Source organism: Bradyrhizobium sp. AZCC 1678, from assembly GCF_036924765.1.
Lineage (GTDB): Bacteria > Pseudomonadota > Alphaproteobacteria > Rhizobiales > Xanthobacteraceae > Bradyrhizobium > Bradyrhizobium algeriense.
Window position 1 is genome coordinate 4,681,889 of sequence record NZ_JAZHSE010000001.1, and the last position, 16,078, is coordinate 4,697,966.

A 16,078-nucleotide genomic window follows, 5' to 3' on the forward strand; every position below is an offset into this window, starting at 1 on the left:
CGATGTGAAGCTTAAGCCGTCTTTTCAAACAGTTCCCGCCCGATCAGCATACGGCGGATTTCGCTGGTGCCGGCGCCGATCTCGTAGAGTTTGGCGTCACGCAGCAGCCGGCCGGTCGGGTAGTCGTTGATATAGCCGTTACCGCCGAGCAGCTGGATGGCGTCGAGCGCGCATTGGGTGGCTTTTTCCGCCGCGTACAGGATGGCGCCGGCCGCGTCCTCGCGCGTGGTCTCGCCGCGGTCGCAGGCCTTTGCCACCGCATACACATAGGCGCGTGACGCATTCATCGTGGTGTACATGTCGGCGATCTTGCCCTGCACCAGTTGGAAGCTGCCGATCGGCTCGCCGAACTGCTTGCGCTCGTGCACGTAAGGCAGCACCACGTCCATGCAGGCCTGCATGATGCCGATCGGGCCTGCCGCCAGCACCGCGCGCTCGTAGTCGAGGCCGGACATCAGCACGTTGACGCCGCGGCCGACCTCGCTCAGCACGTTCTCTTCCGGGACTTCGCAATCCTCGAACACGAGTTCGCAGGTGTCGGAGCCGCGCATGCCGAGCTTGTCGAGCTTTTGCGCGGTGGAAAATCCCTTCATGCCCTTTTCGATGATGAAGGCGGTCATGCCGCGCGGGCCGGCCTCGGGATTGGTCTTGGCGTAGACCACCAGCGTATCGGCCTCCGGTCCGTTGGTGATCCACATCTTGTTGCCGTTCAGCACAAAGCGGTCGCCCTTCTTGTCGGCGCGGGTCTTCATCGACACCACGTCAGAGCCGGCGCCGGGCTCCGACATCGCCAGCGAGCCGACGTGTTCGCCCGAGATCAGTTTTGGCAGGTATTTGCGCTTCTGTGTTTCATTGCCGTTGCGGCGGATCTGGTTGACGCAGAGGTTGGAATGCGCCCCATACGACAGGCCGACCGAGGCTGACGCCCGCGACATTTCCTCTACCGCAATGCAGTGCTCGAGATAACCGAGGCCGGTGCCGCCATACTCCTCCTCGACCGTAATGCCGTGCAGGCCGAGCGATCCTATTTTGGGCCAGAGGTCGCGCGGAAACTGGTTGCTGCGGTCGATTTCGGCCGCGCGCGGCGCGATTTCGTTCTGCGAAAACGCATGCACCGTCTCGCGGATCGCATCCGCGGTCTCGCCGAGATCGAAGTTGAGAAGCAGCCTGTTTGAGGCCATCATTTCCCCCGGTGTATTTCTTTGGAATTAAACGATCATACGTTTTTTTAACTTGCCTGCAAGCGGAACCTGTCGGACCTCAAATGATAGCTACAGGCAATTGAAACTACTGTCATTTCGTGACAGAATTATACAATCGACCGCTCGTTTCCACGGCGGCGAATGCCCAGAGGCCCCCATGGCGCGGACGATCGGTTCTCACGGCCCGAAGACGATGGAGGCGATCCGCAAGGCCGGGCTGCGCCTGATCTTCGAGCACGGCTACGCGGCCATGAGCCTGCGTCAGCTTGCGGCCGAGGTCGGGATCCAGTCGGGCTCGCTCTACAACCACATCTCGACCAAGCAGGAATTGCTGTTCGAGCTGGTGCGGGACCACATCAACGAATTGCTTCGCCAGCTCGATCGTGCGCTGCAGGGCAAGCAGCGGCCGGTCGACAAGCTCCGCGCCTTCACAGCCTTCCACGTCACCTATCACATGACCAGGAAGCGCGAGGTCTTCATCGCCAATTCCGAGTTGCGGAGCCTGGAGCCGAAGAACTACGAAGAGATCGTGGCGCTGCGCGGCGCCTACGAACAGCGGCTGGCGGAAATCCTCAGCCAGGGCGTCGCCAAAGGCGAATTCGAGGTGGTGGACATCCAGGTGGCGACATTCGCGATCCTGGCCCTGTTGACCGGCCTCACCACCTGGTACCGGCCCGGCGGGCGGCTCACCAAGGAAGCCATCGTTGCAGCCCACGAAAAGCTGGTGCTGTCGAGCGTCGCTCCCGGCGCAACACCCAGCCGGGCTCAACCCAAACGTTCCCCCTCCCCGAGCACGGCGACGCGTGGCAGGCTGGAACGCCGATGAGGTGCCCGTGAGGAGCCCATGACGGAACGCCACGCCCTCGACGACATCGACCTGAAGATCCTGTCCGAGCTGCAAAGGGATGGACGTATCCGCAACAACGAACTGGCGGAGCGGGTCGGCATTTCGGAGCCGCCGTGCCGGCGGCGGGTTCGCGCGCTCCGCGAGCGCGGCTATGTCAGCGCCATCAGGGCCACGCTCGACGAAACGCTGCTGGGCTACGAAGTCATTTCCTTTGTCCTGATCCAGCTGCAGAGCCAGGCCCAGGCCCCGCTGCAGGCATTCGAAAAATCGATCGCCGCGGTGCCGCTCGTGCTGCAGAGCTGGCGGATTTCGGGCGACGCCGACTATCTGCTCAAATGCGTGGCGCGAAACGTCGAAGGCATGCACCAGCAGCTTCTGCAGTTTTCTGCGATGCCTGAAGTGCGCCACATCAGAACCTTCCCGGTGCTTGGCGTCGCAAAGGACGCGCCGCTGCCGATACCCCACGATCCGGCGGCATCGGGCCCGGCGCAGTAGCCCTCGTCCGGGCTCCCGGCGTCGAGCGGCTGCTGGAAAGCACGCCGGCTAGGCTAATGGGTCCAGGGTTCGACGCGCTTGAAGGCGAAATTGTCGGCGTAGGCGGCCGGCCGGCGCACCGAATCCTTGGGCTCGATCACCTGGTAGGCAATGCCCTTGCGCTCGCAATAGGCGATCGCGTCTTCCTTGGTGTCGAACTGCAGAGTGAGCTGCTGCTTCATGTCGCCCGACGAGGTCCAGCCCATCAGAGGCTCGACCGCCCGGGGCTGCTCGGGCTCGTAATCGAGCTGCCATTCCCGGGCCGTGGCCCTGCCCGATTGCATCGCGTTTTTGGCGGGCTTAAAAATGCGTGCGGTCATGGATGGTCGGGTCCTTGCGTATGCGACACGGTAGCGGTTGGTGGAAACGGCCGGGATAGTATAGAGACACCTTTCAGGAAATTTGATCGGTGATTCCGTAAAACCCGGATGTACCATTTCCGTACCGGTATAGTCATTATGCCGTACTGTGACAATCTAGGCTATCCGGCGGCCGGGACCTGATTCTGCGGCGCCATCCTCCCGAATCATTACTGCGAAACGGCAGCCATGAAAATCAACGCCACCCTGCCAGAAAAAGGACGCGATCTCCGGCTCGACCTGTTTCGCGGGGTCGCGAACTGGGCGATCTATCTGGATCATATTCCTGACAACGTCGTGAACTGGATCACCACCCGCAATTACGGGTTCAGCGACGCCGCCGACCTGTTCGTTTTCATCTCCGGCTATACCGCCTCCTTCGTCTATGCCCGGATGATGCTGGAACGCGGCTTCATCGTCGGCGCGACGCGGCTGACCAAGCGCGTCTGGCAGCTCTATGTTGCCCACATCATCCTGTTCGTGATCTATATCGCCTCGATCAGCTATCTGGCGCTGCGCTTTGGCGATTCCCAACTGGTCAACGACTTCAACGTCGCTGGCCTGATCGACAATGCGACCGAAACCCTGCGGCAGGGATTGTTCCTGAAGTTCAAGCCCGTCAATCTCGACGTGCTGCCGCTCTACATCGTGCTGATGGGCCTGTTCCCGCCGGTGCTGTGGATCATGCTGCGCCAGCCCAACTGGACCATGCTGGCCGCCATCGTGCTTTGGCTGGTGTCGCGGCAAACGGGATGGAATCTGTCGGCCTACCCGACCGGCACCTGGTACTTCAACCCGTTCGCCTGGCAGGTGCTGTTCATATTCGGCGCATGGTGCGCGCTCGGTGGTGCACGGCAGTCAGCGTCAGTGATCATGCACCCGGCCACGCTCTGGTTCTGCATCGCCTACATGATCCTCGCGCTGGTCATGACCATGGCCGGCAAGTTTCCGGCTTTCGGCGAGCTGTTCCCGCACTGGCTGTATTCGACGTTCAATCCGAACGACAAGACCAATCTGGCGCCCTATCGCTTCCTGCACTTCGTCGTCATCGTCATCCTGGTCATCCGCTTCGTGCCGAAGGAGTGGCCGGGCCTGGAGTGGAGGATTTTCGATCCCTTGGTCGTCTGCGGCCAGCAATCGCTTGCGGTGTTCTGCGTCGGCGTGTTCCTGTCCTTCGTCGGACATTTCATGCTGTCGTTGAGTTCAGGCTCGCTGCTCGTTCAGATCCTCGTCAGCGTGACCGGCATCGCGATCATGACCATCGTCGCCTACTATATTTCCTGGTCGAAGCGGCAGGACAAGCCGCTCAAGCCGCCGGCGCCGAAAGCCGCCTGAGCGCTCTTGGCGGGATCGCGGCAGCCGGCCTCAGGCCGGCTGCGCGGTCGACGCCACCAGCGTGCGCACGTCGGCGTAGACGTTGAGCACCGGCGCGACCACCTTGTGCATCGTATTCTTCGAGACGATCGTGTTGTGCATGACCAGATGATCGACGCCCGTGGTCAGAAAGCAGTTCACGGCATCCAGCGGCGTTTCCACGATCGGCTCGCCCTTGATGTTGAATGAGGTGTTGATCAGCACGGGAACGCCGGTCAGCGCCTCGAATTCCTTCAGCAGACGGTAAAGCATCGGATTGGTTGCTTCGCGCACGGTCTGGACGCGCGCGGTGCCGTCGACATGCACGATCGCCGGAATTTTGTCCCGCCACTCCGGGCGCACCGGCTTGGCAATCAGCATGAAGGGCGAGTCCTCCTCGCCTTCGAAAATTTCCGTCATGCGCTCGGCCAGCACGATCGGCGCGAACGGCCGGAACGCCTGCCGGTGCTTGACGCGGCTGTTGAGGATGTCCTTCATCTCGGGCTTGCGTGGATCGGCAATCAGGCTTCGGTTGCCCAGCGCGCGCGGTCCGAATTCCGACCGGTCCTGAAACCAGCCGATCACCTTCTGATCGGCGAGCAGCTTTGCCGTATCGCGGCAGACATTGTCGCTGCTGACGGCATCGACCTGGATCCGCACCAGAAACTTCTGCAGCTCCTTCGCGGCCTCCTGATCGCTATAGCGTTTGCCGACATAGGAATGGTCCATGACGAAGTCGCGGCGCTGCTTCAGGATTTCGAGCCAGCCGTAATAGGCGCAGCCGATCGCAATCCCATCGTCACCGGCTGCTGGCTGGATCCAGACGTTCTCGAATCCCGCTTCGCGGGCGACCCGTCCATTCGCGACGCAATTGAGCGCGACGCCGCCGGCCATGCAGAGGTTTTTTGCGCCGGTGGTTTCGCGCAGCCACCGGGCGCGGGCGAGCAGCACGTTTTCGGTGTCGTCCTGCGTGCGCCAGGCGAGATCTTCCCAGTGCCGCATCGCAGGGCTCTTTTCCCAGTTGCTGCCGGGTTCGAACACGTAAGGCTCCTTGAAATCCGCGGTCCAGTGCGGCACCTGCAGCTTGCCGTCATTCAGTTCGAGCAGATGTTTGACCTGGTTGCGGCGACCATAGGGCGCCAGACCCATCAGCTCGCCGCACTTGTTCCAGTCGCCGAAAATGTAGGTGGAGGCGCGGCTGTAGAGCGCACCGAGACCGGGCATGGTGTAGAATTCATCGCTGAGGAAGCCGCGGTCCGGCTCCATCCAGACCTTCTTCAGGCATTCCAGCGTCGCGCCGCTGAACTTGTAATAGCTCTCCGACTCACGCGCGAGCGGCGTCGCCGTGTCGCTGGCGGGGAAAGATTCCATGACGTCGGAGCGGTAGCTGCCGACGCCATCGACGATCATCACGACGCCATCCTCGAACGGCGACACCGCGAACGCGCTGTAGGCGTGCGCCAGGTGGTGGGAGATCGTGACCACCTTGTCCTGACGCGACAGATACAGCGGGTGCTTGGCCGCGTCGCCGCGCTCGAAATCCGGAAGGAAGCCCGGCGCATCGAAGTAGACCAGCCGCTCCTCCATTTCCTGGACCGGCAGGATATAACAATTGCGCACCACCAGATCGACGTCATCGAGTGTGATGCCCTCAGCTTCGAGGCAATAGTCGATCACTTCCTTGTAAAAGCCCGATGCATGCTTGGCCCGCGTGATCCGCTCCTTGGCGATCGCAAACGCGATGGCGCCGTCGCGCAACAGGCAGGCGCTGACATCATGGTCATAGGTGTTCAGGCCAAGGACATAAGTGTGTTTTTTGGGCATGGGTACTCGTTAAGGCGAGGTGGTCTTACGTTGAAAAAATGGAAATCGTGTCGAGATCAAGTTGCCGGCGTGGCATTGCCGTAGCTTCTCTCGAAATTCTGCGGCGCACAATCATCGGCGTTCAGCAAGCATTCAGGAAGATGAACGGCGCAATGCAAAAACCCTCGATAAACCGGCTGTAACTTGACCTTACCTGCCCTTCTTAATAAAGTCCCGAAAGCTCGAAAGAACCTTAGTAAAAATATTATCTTAGCGCATCTGAACCGAAAGCTGCCTCGCGCGTCTAAGTGAGATAGTCCCGAAGTCCAGATGCCTTGGAAGTGACCCGGAGATTCCCGAATGGCTAAACGCTACAACGTCCTGACTCGCTGCCTTGCAGCTTTGGCTTTGTTCTTCGTCTACTTCGTCAGCACGTCTGCTGTTCTGGTAGGCGCAACGACTTCGCCGGCGCAGGCGTACCGTGGTGGCCGAGGCGGCTTCCGCGGCGGTCGTGGCTTCTATCGCGGCGGCGGTCGTGGCTTCTATGGCCGAGGTTATGGCCGGGGCTACTACGGACGAGGTTATGGCTTCTATGGCGGGGGTCCGCGCTGCTGGTGGAACCCCTACGGCGTCCGCGTCTGCAGGTGGTGATATAGGCCGGTCGTCGTCGCCTTAGACGGGACCGGAGAAGATCGAGGCGCGCCGGACAACCGGTGCGCCTTTTCTTTTTCATGGATCGCTTCGCGACGTGAGGAGAGGCTCGACCTGCTGCCAAACTAGCTTGCCAATCGCGGTAACAACTTGAGCGCATTCCCCCGCTCAATCGCCGCGATCTGATCGTCTGTGAACACACCCGCCTCGCGCAGTCCCTTCACATGATCAATGCCGGTGCGGTACGGGAAATCCGTTCCGAACACGATCTGCGACGGCGGGATGATCGCCGCCAGCGCCGACATCGCGCCGCGGTTGGAGGTCTGCGCGGTGTCGTAGAAGAAGCGCTTTAGCTCGGTGAGCGTACCGTCAGGCACCGTCTCCTTGGCCTTCGGCACCAGCAGCGGATGGCGGACGAAGCGCTCGATCAGGAACGGCATGGTCCCGCCGGCGTGCGAGAAGATCCAGCGGATGTCGGGAAAGCGCCGTGCGTTGCCGGAGAAGATGATGTCGGCGATGGTGCGCGTCGTGTCAGTGCCGAACTCGATCATCACAGGCGGCTGCGTCGGCGCCAGGTTCACGCAGCAATTGGCCGCCGTCGGATGGGTGTAGACCAGCGCCTTGCGGCGGTTGAGTTCCTCCATGACCGGCAGGAACAGCGAGTCGCCAAGCCACTTGTCGCCGTAGCTCGTCATCAAGGCGATGCCGTCGGCCTTGAGCGTATCGAGCGCATAGGTCAGTTCGCGCAGGCTGCCTTCAGCGTCGGTGAGCGGCAGCATCGCGAAATTACCGAACCGTCCGGGATAATCCGCGACCAGTTTTGCGGCATACTCGTTCGACTCGCGGCAGAGCTTTCGCGCCGCATCGCCCTTGGTGAAATTGACCGCGGGCGTTGTCACCGACAGCATCGCGGTGGCAATGCCGGCCTTGTCCATATCCGCGAGCGATTTCTCGATCGTCCAGTTCTTCATCAGCGGATCGCCGAAGCTGCTGTCGTTCGACGCCGTCACGTAGGTCGGCGGCGACAGATGATGGTGAACGTCAATCCGGAACGGTTTTGCCTCGACGGGTTGCGCCCCTGCCCGGTCGCGCCCCATGGCCGCTGATATCGCCAGCGCGCCGGCGCCGAGCATGAAGCCGCGTCGGCTTAGGTTTGAGAGCGACGGACTTGACCGGCCACAGCAGAAGCAGCCCCGCAGCGAGGGCGTACGCAAATCCGTCATTCGTTCTCTCCCCGATTTTTGTTTGTTGTTGCGTGCAGCGTTCAGCCGTCGAGAATGGCGACCGCACGCGTCCACCCGGCCGAAGCGCGTTCGATCTTCACCGGGAAGCACGACACCATGAAGCCGGTCGACGGCAGTTGTTCGAGATTATGCAGCTTTTCGATGTGGCAATAGCCGATGTGGCGGCCGGCCTTGTGGCCTTCCCAGATCAAACTAGCATCCCTGGTCTCGGCATATTTCTTCGCGGTGTAGACGAACGGCGCGTCCCAGCTCCAGCCGTCGATGCCGGTCAGCCGCACGCCGCGCTCCAGCAGATACATCGTCGCCTCGTAACCCATGCCGCAGCCGGACGTGACGTAGTCCTGCCTTCCGTATTTGACGCCGGCGCTGGTGTTGACCACGACGATCTCCAGCGGCGACAGCGTATGCCCGATGCGCTTCAATTCGGCCTCGACATCCTTGGCGGTCGCGACATAGCCGTCCGGCAAATGCCGGAAGTCGAGTTTCACGCCCGGCTGAAAGCACCATTCCAGCGGCACTTCGTCGATGGTCCAGGCGCGCTCGCCGCGATTCATGGTGGGATGGAAATGCCAGGGCGCATCTAGATGCGTCCCGTTGTGGGTGGAGAGCGATACCTGCTCGACCGCCCAGCCCTGCCCGTCCGGCAGGTCTTCCGCCTTCAGGCCGTCGAAGAACTGCAGCATGCGCGGCAGGCCCTGCTGGTGATCGATGTACTGGATGGTCGGGTGATTGCCGGGCGGATCGGCCGGCACGTCGTTTTGCAGGGGAACAGAGATATCGATCAACTTGCGCGCCATGGCGTTTCCTCGCTGGTGTTCTTGTTTTGCCGACCTGTCCGGAGGCGGCTATTGCCGCTCGACCCGGTTCTTCAAAGTGCCGATCTTTTCGACTTCGAGTTCGATGGTATCGCCGTGCTCGAGATACCAGCCGAGCTCGAGGCCGCAGCCGTTGCCGACGGTTCCGGATCCGATGAATTCGCCGGGCATCAGGGTCTCGTCCTTGCTGACATGGGCGATGATCTCCTCGAACGAGAATAGCATGCCCTCGGTCACGCCCTGCGAACGCATCTTGCCGTTGACGCGTGCTTCCATCTTCAATTTGTAGGGATCGCCGATCTCGTCCGGCGTGACGATCCATGGCCCCATCACGTTGCCGCCGTCAAAGCTCTTGCCTTTCGCCGGCCCCAGCCGCCCTTCCATTTCAATGCGCTGGGCATCGCGCGCGGAAAAATCGTTGAAGATCGTATAGCCGAAGATGTGATCCCTGGCCTTGGCCGCGGAGATGTTGGCGCCCTTGTTCCTGGTGATGATGCCGAATTCAAGTTCGTAATCCATCACCTGACTGTAATGCGGCCATTTCACCGTGGTGTTGGTGCCGCGGACGCTGAAACGGTTGGTGATGTAGTAGATCGGCTGCTTGCGATAGACCTCCGGCAATTCGCCCAGCGGCTCCGCCTCGATCCGCGCCAGCTCGGCCATGTCGTTCTTGGCGCGCGCGGCGAGCTTGAGCTGTCCGCGCGGGGCTTGCAGGATGTGCAGCGGAAACGACATGCCGTCCCGCATCTGCCGCGGCTCGGGGATTGGCGCGAGAATTTCGGCCGTCCCGGTCTTGATGGATAGGCTCTCGTCCTTGCCGTGCTTCTCGAACAGCTTCGCCGCTTGTTCGAGCGCGCTCTCGCCGGCGTCGATCAATGCCAGCATCGATGCGAAGGCCGCATTGGCGCTTCCGCTCCGGTTGGCGGCGGCTGCGAGATCGAACAGAAGCGTATCGGCCGTATGCACGATTCCGATCTTTTCCTGTCCGCCGGATTTGAATGTCGCGAGTTTCACTGGATGACCCCTTGTTTTCCGATGAAATATATGATCAAAAAAAATATCGATAAACAAGACAGAAAAATGTGAGTGGGGAAAACACCGTGAAAAAGGCTCTTGCCGCCCTTGCGGTCAGCGTGGCGCTGACCGGCACCGCCTTTGCCCAGGCCAAGATCCAGGTCGGCTGCACCGCTACCTCGGACTGCGCTTCCGCGATGGTGGCCATCGACGAAGGCATTTTCAAAAAGCACGGGCTCGAGGTCGAGATGACGCCGATCGGCATCAACTCGAATATCCCGGCGGCGATCCTGTCGAACTCGATCCAGATCGGCGGACCGACCTCGACCGTGTTCCTGCAGGCGGCCGACGGCGGCCTCGATCTCGTCGCCGTCGCCGGGGCGACCGTGATGAGCCCGGTGTCGAATGGCAACATCACCGCCTTTGTCCGCAACGGCATCACCATCAAGGAACCGAAGGACTTTGTCGGCAAGAAAGTCGGCGCGCCCGGGCTGAACGCCTTCCTGCATGTACTGTTCGTGAAATGGCTGGTGGAGAAAGGCGTCGATCCCAAGGGCGTCAATTTCGTCGAGGTCACCTTCCTGACCATGGCCGATATCATCAAGTCCGGCGGTGTCGACGCCGTGCTGACCGCCGAACCGTTCGTGACGCGGATGACCAATGCCGGATTGGGCTCGGTCGGCGCGCGCTATGCCGTCGAACTGGCCCGCACCGATCCCATCATCTTCTATGCGGCGTCGCGCGAATGGGCGGACAAGAACGCCGCGGCGATCAAGAAATTCCGCGACGCGCTCGCCGAATCCGCTGTCATCGTCAACAACGACCGCGAAAAGGCGTCGGCCTCGATTGCAAAATTCACCAAGCAGCCGATCGAGCTGGTCAAGGCGACGCCGCCGAACCGCTCCGAACCGGTGCTGAAGCCCGAACAACTGGCCTGGTGGATCGAAGTGATGTCGACGCAAAAGATGCTGCAATCCAAGCTCGACACCTCAAAACTGGTCCTGAAGTAACGGATTGCACGATGCCGGCTTTCGACCGCCAACCGAACCGACCGGTGACCGAGGCCGTCACGCTGAGCGAGCGTGCGGCCATGCTGGTCGAGCAGGACATCCTGGCCGGTCATCTGGCGCCGGGATCGCGGCTCGGCATCGTCGATCTCGTGCAGCGCTACGAGATCGGCGCGACCCCACTGCGCGAGGGCCTGTCGCGGCTGATGTCGCGCGGACTGATCGTCGGCACCGGACAGCGCGGCTTTCGCGTCGCCGACATCAGCCGCGAGGATTTGCTCGACATTACCTGCATGCGCACCGCGATCGAGATCGAGGCCATCCGCCTCGCCATCGTCAATGGCGACGACGCCTGGGAGGCGGGAATCGTCAGCGCCCTGCACCAGATGCGCCGGCACATAGAGCGCACCGGCGATGATTTCCGCGAGGGTGCGGAGGATTTCGACCGGCTGCACAAGGGCTTTCATACCGCGTTGCTGGCCGCCTGCGGTTCAAAACGCATGCTATCAGCCCATTCCGATCTCTACGACCAGGCCTATCGCTATCGCAGGGTGATGATGCGCTCCTTCGACAGCGGCAAGAAGTTCGTACGCGCGCACCAATTGCTGGCCGATCGGGTCATCGCGCGCGATATTCCCGGCTCCCAGGCGATGCTGGAAGCGCATCTTCGCTCGACCATGGACTTCGTCTATCCCTCAGGCAGCAAGAGCTGACATCATGGCAAGCGCCGCTAAACGCCTCGAAGCCGTACCCGGCACCCCTGCGCCGCAGATCGCATTTGACAGAGTGACGCTCGTACTCGGCGGTAAGACCATCATCGAGAATTTGAGTCTCGGCGTTCGTCCCGGCGAATTCCTCTGCATCGTCGGCGCCTCCGGTTGCGGCAAGACCACGGCGCTGCGGCTGGCGGCAGGTCTCTACCAGCCGACCAGCGGCAAGGTGAATTTCGACGGCCAGCCGATGCGCGAGCCGCGCCGCGAGATCGCGATTATATTCCAGGACTACGGCAAGGCGCTGTTGCCGTGGCGCACCGCGGCCGGCAACGTCTCGCTGGCGCTGGAAGCGGGCGGCATGCCGTCGGCCGAACGCCCTGCCCGCATCGAGGAATTGCTCCGCACCGTCGGCCTGCCCGGACACGCCGGCAAATATCCGTCCGAAATGTCCGGCGGCATGCAGCAGCGCCTGCAGATCGCCCGCTGCCTGGCGCAGGAGCCGAAGACGCTTCTGATGGACGAGCCGTTCGGCGCGCTGGACGCGATGACGCGGCAGGGTTTGCAGGACGAGGTGCTGTCGCTGGTGGCGGCGAGTGGCGCCACCGTGATCTTCGTGACCCACGACCTCGACGAAGCGATCTATCTCGGCGACCGCGTCATCGGCCTGTTGCCGCATCCGGGACGGATCGGGATCGAGCTATCGGTCAATCTGCCGCGCCCGCGCGACCAGCTATCGACCCGCGAACAGCCTGAATTCCTGCGACTGCGGCGGCAATTGTTCGACTTCATCAAGGCGACCGAGCAGTGACGGGCAATTCCGCCAAGGCGCTGGCGCTGCCGCTCGCGGTACTGGTGGCGTTCGAAGTATGGGTGCGCGCCACCCATCTGCAAAGCGACAGCCTTGCGCCGCCGAGCGAGATTATCATGGCGCTCTTTGGCGCCTTCGCCGATCTCTCGATCCTGGCGGCGACGCGCGACACGCTGTTTTCGGCTTTTGCCGGGCTTGCGATCGGCACGGTCATCGGCCTTGCGTTCGGCATTGCCTTCGGAATCTCCGATACGCTCAACCGCCTGATGGAAGTGACGGTCGAGGCGATCAGGCCGATCCCCTCGATCGCGCTGTTGCCGATCGCGCTGATCGCACTCGGGTTCGGCTACCGCATGGAAATCGTGATCGTGGCGTTTGCCTGCGTCTGGCCGGTCGTGATCCTTTCCCGCGCCGCGGTGCGCAGCATCGAGCCGCGGCTGATGGAAGTGGCGCGGGCGTTACGCTTGCCGCCGGCGCAGCGGGTCTGGAAGATCATCATCCCGGCGGCGCTGCCGCGGATCTTCGTGGCCTTTCGGCTGTCGGCCGGCATCGCACTGATCGTCGCCGTGACGGTCGAAATCGCGATCAATCCGCTCGGCCTCGGCGCCGGCATCATGTTGGCGCAACAAGCGCTGCGCCCCGACCTGATGCTGGCCTATCTGGTCTGGATCGGCATCATCGGCTACGCGCTGAACATCCTTCTGACCGTGGCCCAACAGCGCCTGTTCGGCCGCGCCGCGTTGAGCGGAGACGGTCAATGAACCGGACTGTCATCTTGTGGCGCGTGGCGAGCTTTGCGGTCGCGGCCGGCTTCATCGCGCTCTGGCAATTGATCGCCAATCTGAAACTGGTCTCGCCGGTGTTCCTGCCGGGCCCGGACCGCGCCTGGGCCTCGCTGGTGCGCGGATTTTCCACAGGCGATCTCTGGAGCAAGCTCGCCGGCACCCTCGAACACATGGCCTATGGCTGGCTCGCCGCCTCCATCGCCGGCATCGCGATCGGCGCGATCATCGGATCGTCGCGCACGATGCGGATCTATGTCGCGCCCTCGCTGGAGTTTTTGCGGCCGCTGCCGGTCTCGGCGATCATTCCGGTTGCGATCGCCATGCTTGGATTGACGCAGGCGATGGCGCTGTTCGTGATCGCCTTCGGCGCGATCTGGCCGATCATGCTGGCGACCATCCATGGGTTTGCCGCGGTCGAGCCCCGGCTCTACGAGGTGGCGCGGTCGCTGCAGATGTCGCGGCTCGCCGTGATCTTCAAAATTGCGTTGCCTTCCGCCAGCCCCGACATTCTCGCCGGCATGCGCCTCAGCCTGACAGTGGCGCTGATTCTCTCAGTGGTCTGCGAAATCCTGGCCGGCCTCGACGGGCTCGGCCACTGGGTGCTGCTCTCGGCCCGCGCGTTCCGCTCGGCCGACCTGTTCGCCGGTGTGATCCTGCTGGGGGTCACCGGTTACGTGACGTCGGTGGCGATGTCGCTCGCCGAGCATCGTCTGTTGGCATGGCAGGCCTCGCAGCGCTAATCGATGCGCCTTATCCTTCGAGCGGATGCCATTGGTGCGCCTCGCGCGAAACGCCCCGCGCGGCACTAAGGCTGGAGGCGCTCTAAGGCTGGGAGGCGCTTTCCGGCACGGCGGATGGTGGAACATCGGTCCGGAAGCGCTGCGGCTCACGTTGGAGCCAAAGCGATCGCCGCTTCCCTGCACGCACCAGATCACCGCTCAGGCGCCCGATCGAGCGCAGGAACGCTTTGGGACTGAAGGTGACGAGCACCTCGTGGTGCCGCATCCCCTTGCCGCCCTTGACCAGCCCGAGGTCGCGGATGATGCAATATGTCCCGCTGCTCATGCGGGCGAACTTCGCACCTTGAAAATGATTGCGCACACGCGACAACATGCGTGCAGCATGCATCGCACGTCGATTCAGTCAATCTTGACGACCGCCGAATCAACCGCGCCGAGGTGCGAAGCCATCAAAGCGTTGCGTTGTTGCCGCGCTCGCCGATGCGATGCACCTTGCCGGTCGGAACCCGCACGCGGCTCAACACCTCCCGGCGATCGCTCATCCGCGCGCTCGACGGCTCGCGCTGTGCAAAGCATTCAAGAATCTGGATACGGATTTCCTCCGCGACCGGACCTTCGACCTGGCGCATGCGATTCCAGAGCCGAATTATTTCCCGTTGCTTCTCGACATCCATTGGTCACCTCCGAGGAATGACCAAGAAGAACATAACAGGAACGAGCTTGCAAGCTACAAGTTGCAACTTCCCCTAAAAGCAGATGCTGAGAATCTTCAGTCGGCAGGCCTCAGTTGCGCGCGATTTAGGTCTGGCAGCGGTTGCCTGCTTTGAATCCTTCGGCGAACTCTTGGGCGAACTCTTCGGTTTCTTGGGACGCTCATAGTCGCCAGCAATCACCATGGCCCAATACATACGACCGGTCTTCGCGCTTTTCACGCTGGCTACACCGACGCGCGTGGCGCCGGGCAGCAGCAGGTTTTTTCGGTGACCTGACGAATTGATCCACTGGTCGAGGGTTTTGGGAAAACTGTCATAGCCATACGCAATGTTCTCGGCGGCCCGGCCGGCGCCCGCCGGGTCGACACGCGAATTGAACCGGCCGAGGACATCGTGATCCAGTTGGTCCTTTGCGGCCATCGCCTGGGCTTGATCGTGTGCAATCCGTGTTAGAGCAGCATCCAGGGTGACGCGCTTCTCCCCGTGCTTTAGCCGAAAGTCAGAAATCAGCTGCGCCGGATTGGCCGCGGCCGTCTGGCCCAGGACAGTCAGGACTGTCATGGCCAAACAAAACGCCAGCCCCAGCAAAAGAGCCTGCCGCGCCAGAATGGCTGTCTTCCTGCCCGTCACAAGTATTCCCCCTGCCCCTTCCCAACTGGGACCGCTGGGAAGATTCAAATCGAAAAACACGCAGCAAGTCATTGATTTTATTGGTCGGGGCAGCTGGATTCGAACCAACGACCTGCAGTACCCAAAACTGCCGCGCTACCAGGCTGCGCTATACCCCGATCTGTATTGGGAAATGCGTCGATACACGCTTAAACCCCGGCCATCAAGGCGATCTGCAAGACGATCTGCAAGGCCGATCTGAAAGGCTCAGCGCTTGCTGAAGAGCGGGTGCGCCACCCGGTCGCCGGGCTGAATTCCATATTTTTGCGCCGTGCCGGCGATCACTTCCAGCACGCCCTTGGCGAGACCGCCTGAGGAGATGATCCTGGTGGAGAGCGGCTCGGTATTTTCGGCGATGCGCAGGATGCGGCCGTCTGCGCGGATGAAGATCATGTCGAGCGAGATGTAGGTGTTCTTCATCCACATCGAGATCTGCTGCTCCGGCGAGAAATCGAACAGCATGCCTTTGCCGTCGGGCAGTTCCTTCCGGTACATCAGCCCCTGGGTCTTTTCCTCCTCCGTCGTCGCCATCTCGACCGAGAACACGCGCACGCCCGACTTGGTGGCGATCTCGAGCGGCTGAATGCTCGCGGCCCGCGCGGCAGGATTGATGCACAGGGTAACAAGAACGGCGGACACGGCAGCCAGCAACATCATCAGGCGGCCGCCGATCCGAAGCCGCGCAACCATCAAAGCGAAATTCATCAATGCACTCATGCCGGATATCTGGGAATTGCCGGGGAACCCTAACCCGACGATTGCGGCAAATGCCAGAGGCCGCCGCGCGGGTGCGCGGCGTCCGGCTCACGTTTGCGTCAGCA

19 protein-coding genes and 1 tRNA gene are annotated in these 16,078 nt (G+C 61.9%); 9 read left to right on the plus strand and 11 right to left on the minus strand.

What is annotated here, in order from left to right:
* Nucleotides 1-11: 11 nt before the first annotated feature.
* Nucleotides 12-1,181 carry an isovaleryl-CoA dehydrogenase gene (locus V1294_RS22085; RefSeq protein WP_442895370.1) on the minus strand — a complete coding sequence of 390 codons (1,170 nt, stop codon included), beginning with the start codon at nucleotides 1,179-1,181 and terminating at the stop codon, nucleotides 12-14.
* 178 nt (nucleotides 1,182-1,359) lie between these two features.
* Here V1294_RS22085 and V1294_RS22090 point away from each other — a divergent pair, with 178 nt between their 5' ends.
* Together V1294_RS22090 and V1294_RS22095 are read left to right on the plus strand one after the other, a co-directional pair.
* Nucleotides 1,360-2,028 carry a TetR/AcrR family transcriptional regulator gene (locus V1294_RS22090; RefSeq protein WP_334480621.1) on the plus strand — a complete coding sequence of 223 codons (669 nt, stop codon included), beginning with the start codon at nucleotides 1,360-1,362 and terminating at the stop codon, nucleotides 2,026-2,028.
* Between the two features lie 18 nt (nucleotides 2,029-2,046).
* Nucleotides 2,047-2,544: an Lrp/AsnC family transcriptional regulator gene (locus tag V1294_RS22095; RefSeq protein ID WP_334500122.1), complete on the plus strand. Its 498-nt coding sequence runs from the start codon at nucleotides 2,047-2,049 to the stop codon at nucleotides 2,542-2,544.
* Between the two features lie 53 nt (nucleotides 2,545-2,597).
* Here the strand turns inward: V1294_RS22095 and V1294_RS22100 are convergent, their stop codons facing one another.
* Nucleotides 2,598-2,903 carry an ETC complex I subunit gene (locus tag V1294_RS22100; protein ID WP_108519475.1) on the minus strand — a complete coding sequence of 102 codons (306 nt, stop codon included), beginning with the start codon at nucleotides 2,901-2,903 and terminating at the stop codon, nucleotides 2,598-2,600.
* Between the two features lie 228 nt (nucleotides 2,904-3,131).
* Between V1294_RS22100 and V1294_RS22105 the strand changes: the two genes are divergently transcribed.
* A complete protein-coding gene (locus V1294_RS22105; RefSeq protein ID WP_334500123.1) occupies nucleotides 3,132-4,277 on the plus strand; it encodes an OpgC domain-containing protein in 1,146 nt (381 codons plus the stop codon).
* 30 nt (nucleotides 4,278-4,307) lie between these two features.
* Here the strand turns inward: V1294_RS22105 and V1294_RS22110 are convergent, their stop codons facing one another.
* A complete protein-coding gene (locus V1294_RS22110) occupies nucleotides 4,308-6,119 on the minus strand; it encodes a carbamoyltransferase family protein (protein ID WP_334480617.1) in 1,812 nt (603 codons plus the stop codon).
* A gap of 339 nt (nucleotides 6,120-6,458) precedes the next feature.
* Here V1294_RS22110 and V1294_RS22115 point away from each other — a divergent pair, with 339 nt between their 5' ends.
* A complete protein-coding gene (locus tag V1294_RS22115; RefSeq protein WP_334500125.1) occupies nucleotides 6,459-6,749 on the plus strand; it encodes a hypothetical protein in 291 nt (96 codons plus the stop codon).
* 125 nt (nucleotides 6,750-6,874) lie between these two features.
* On the opposite strand, the gene V1294_RS22120 is transcribed toward V1294_RS22115, so the two are convergent.
* Genes V1294_RS22120 through V1294_RS22130 form a run of 3 tightly spaced genes read right to left on the minus strand, consistent with a single transcriptional unit; the run spans nucleotide 6,875 to nucleotide 9,822 of the window.
* On the minus strand, nucleotides 6,875-7,972 hold the full coding sequence (locus V1294_RS22120; protein ID WP_334500127.1) for an amidohydrolase family protein: 1,098 nt from the start codon (nucleotides 7,970-7,972) through the stop codon (nucleotides 6,875-6,877).
* 41 nt (nucleotides 7,973-8,013) lie between these two features.
* Entirely contained in the window at nucleotides 8,014-8,790 is a 777-nt protein-coding gene (locus V1294_RS22125) for a cyclase family protein (protein WP_334480613.1), read from the minus strand.
* 48 nt (nucleotides 8,791-8,838) lie between these two features.
* The gene (locus V1294_RS22130) at nucleotides 8,839-9,822 is read right to left on the minus strand and encodes a fumarylacetoacetate hydrolase family protein (protein ID WP_334500130.1); all 984 of its coding nucleotides are present in this window, start codon (nucleotides 9,820-9,822) and stop codon (nucleotides 8,839-8,841) included.
* An 86-nt stretch (nucleotides 9,823-9,908) separates the two neighbouring features.
* Here V1294_RS22130 and V1294_RS22135 point away from each other — a divergent pair, with 86 nt between their 5' ends.
* From V1294_RS22135 to V1294_RS22155, 5 genes are read left to right on the plus strand one after another with little or no spacing between them, the layout of a single operon-like run.
* A complete protein-coding gene (locus V1294_RS22135; protein WP_334500133.1) occupies nucleotides 9,909-10,832 on the plus strand; it encodes an ABC transporter substrate-binding protein in 924 nt (307 codons plus the stop codon).
* An 11-nt stretch (nucleotides 10,833-10,843) separates the two neighbouring features.
* Nucleotides 10,844-11,542, plus strand: coding sequence for a GntR family transcriptional regulator (locus V1294_RS22140; RefSeq protein ID WP_334500135.1), 699 nt, complete (start codon nucleotides 10,844-10,846; stop codon nucleotides 11,540-11,542).
* Nucleotides 11,543-11,546: 4 nt separating this feature from the next.
* Entirely contained in the window at nucleotides 11,547-12,350 is an 804-nt protein-coding gene (locus V1294_RS22145; protein ID WP_334500137.1) for an ABC transporter ATP-binding protein, read from the plus strand.
* Nucleotides 12,347-13,111 carry an ABC transporter permease gene (locus V1294_RS22150; RefSeq protein WP_334500139.1) on the plus strand — a complete coding sequence of 255 codons (765 nt, stop codon included), beginning with the start codon at nucleotides 12,347-12,349 and terminating at the stop codon, nucleotides 13,109-13,111. The genes V1294_RS22145 and V1294_RS22150 overlap by 4 nt, the downstream gene beginning before the upstream one ends.
* Nucleotides 13,108-13,875, plus strand: coding sequence for an ABC transporter permease (locus V1294_RS22155; RefSeq protein ID WP_334480606.1), 768 nt, complete (start codon nucleotides 13,108-13,110; stop codon nucleotides 13,873-13,875). The genes V1294_RS22150 and V1294_RS22155 overlap by 4 nt, the downstream gene beginning before the upstream one ends.
* Nucleotides 13,876-13,957: 82 nt before the next feature.
* On the opposite strand, the gene V1294_RS22160 is transcribed toward V1294_RS22155, so the two are convergent.
* The 5 genes from V1294_RS22160 to V1294_RS22180 all read right to left on the minus strand — a co-directional run bounded on the left by V1294_RS22160 (nucleotide 13,958) and on the right by V1294_RS22180 (nucleotide 15,911).
* On the minus strand, nucleotides 13,958-14,263 hold the full coding sequence (locus V1294_RS22160; protein WP_334500142.1) for a hypothetical protein: 306 nt from the start codon (nucleotides 14,261-14,263) through the stop codon (nucleotides 13,958-13,960).
* A 61-nt stretch (nucleotides 14,264-14,324) separates the two neighbouring features.
* Nucleotides 14,325-14,549, minus strand: coding sequence for a hypothetical protein (locus V1294_RS22165; protein WP_334480603.1), 225 nt, complete (start codon nucleotides 14,547-14,549; stop codon nucleotides 14,325-14,327).
* 72 nt (nucleotides 14,550-14,621) lie between these two features.
* Nucleotides 14,622-15,149, minus strand: a complete 528-nt coding sequence (locus tag V1294_RS22170) for a CAP domain-containing protein (RefSeq protein WP_334504762.1) — start codon at nucleotides 15,147-15,149, stop codon at nucleotides 14,622-14,624.
* 150 nt (nucleotides 15,150-15,299) lie between these two features.
* Nucleotides 15,300-15,376: transfer RNA gene (locus tag V1294_RS22175), tRNA-Pro, on the minus strand.
* A gap of 88 nt (nucleotides 15,377-15,464) precedes the next feature.
* Nucleotides 15,465-15,911 carry a DUF192 domain-containing protein gene (locus tag V1294_RS22180; protein WP_334504763.1) on the minus strand — a complete coding sequence of 149 codons (447 nt, stop codon included), beginning with the start codon at nucleotides 15,909-15,911 and terminating at the stop codon, nucleotides 15,465-15,467.
* Nucleotides 15,912-16,078: the final 167 nt, after the last annotated feature.

Bases quoted from the DNA above. Each gene is read 5' to 3' on its own strand.
- V1294_RS22180 (WP_334504763.1), bottom strand. From the start codon at position 15,911: ATGTTGCTGGCTGCCGTGTCCGCCGTTCTTGTTACCCTGTGCATCAAT.
- V1294_RS22110 (WP_334480617.1), bottom strand. From the start codon at position 6,119: ATGCCCAAAAAACACACTTATGTCCTTGGCCTGAACACCTATGACCAT.
- V1294_RS22120 (WP_334500127.1), bottom strand. From the start codon at position 7,972: ATGACGGATTTGCGTACGCCCTCGCTGCGGGGCTGCTTCTGCTGTGGC.
- V1294_RS22125 (WP_334480613.1), bottom strand. From the start codon at position 8,790: ATGGCGCGCAAGTTGATCGATATCTCTGTTCCCCTGCAAAACGACGTG.
- V1294_RS22155 (WP_334480606.1), top strand. From the start codon at position 13,108: ATGAACCGGACTGTCATCTTGTGGCGCGTGGCGAGCTTTGCGGTCGCG.
- V1294_RS22160 (WP_334500142.1), bottom strand. From the start codon at position 14,263: ATGCATGCTGCACGCATGTTGTCGCGTGTGCGCAATCATTTTCAAGGT.
- V1294_RS22145 (WP_334500137.1), top strand. From the start codon at position 11,547: ATGGCAAGCGCCGCTAAACGCCTCGAAGCCGTACCCGGCACCCCTGCG.
- V1294_RS22085 (WP_442895370.1), bottom strand. From the start codon at position 1,181: ATGGCCTCAAACAGGCTGCTTCTCAACTTCGATCTCGGCGAGACCGCG.
- V1294_RS22140 (WP_334500135.1), top strand. From the start codon at position 10,844: ATGCCGGCTTTCGACCGCCAACCGAACCGACCGGTGACCGAGGCCGTC.
- V1294_RS22165 (WP_334480603.1), bottom strand. From the start codon at position 14,549: ATGGATGTCGAGAAGCAACGGGAAATAATTCGGCTCTGGAATCGCATG.
- V1294_RS22170 (WP_334504762.1), bottom strand. From the start codon at position 15,149: ATGACAGTCCTGACTGTCCTGGGCCAGACGGCCGCGGCCAATCCGGCG.
- V1294_RS22095 (WP_334500122.1), top strand. From the start codon at position 2,047: ATGACGGAACGCCACGCCCTCGACGACATCGACCTGAAGATCCTGTCC.
- V1294_RS22090 (WP_334480621.1), top strand. From the start codon at position 1,360: ATGGCGCGGACGATCGGTTCTCACGGCCCGAAGACGATGGAGGCGATC.
- V1294_RS22100 (WP_108519475.1), bottom strand. From the start codon at position 2,903: ATGACCGCACGCATTTTTAAGCCCGCCAAAAACGCGATGCAATCGGGC.
- V1294_RS22105 (WP_334500123.1), top strand. From the start codon at position 3,132: ATGAAAATCAACGCCACCCTGCCAGAAAAAGGACGCGATCTCCGGCTC.
- V1294_RS22115 (WP_334500125.1), top strand. From the start codon at position 6,459: ATGGCTAAACGCTACAACGTCCTGACTCGCTGCCTTGCAGCTTTGGCT.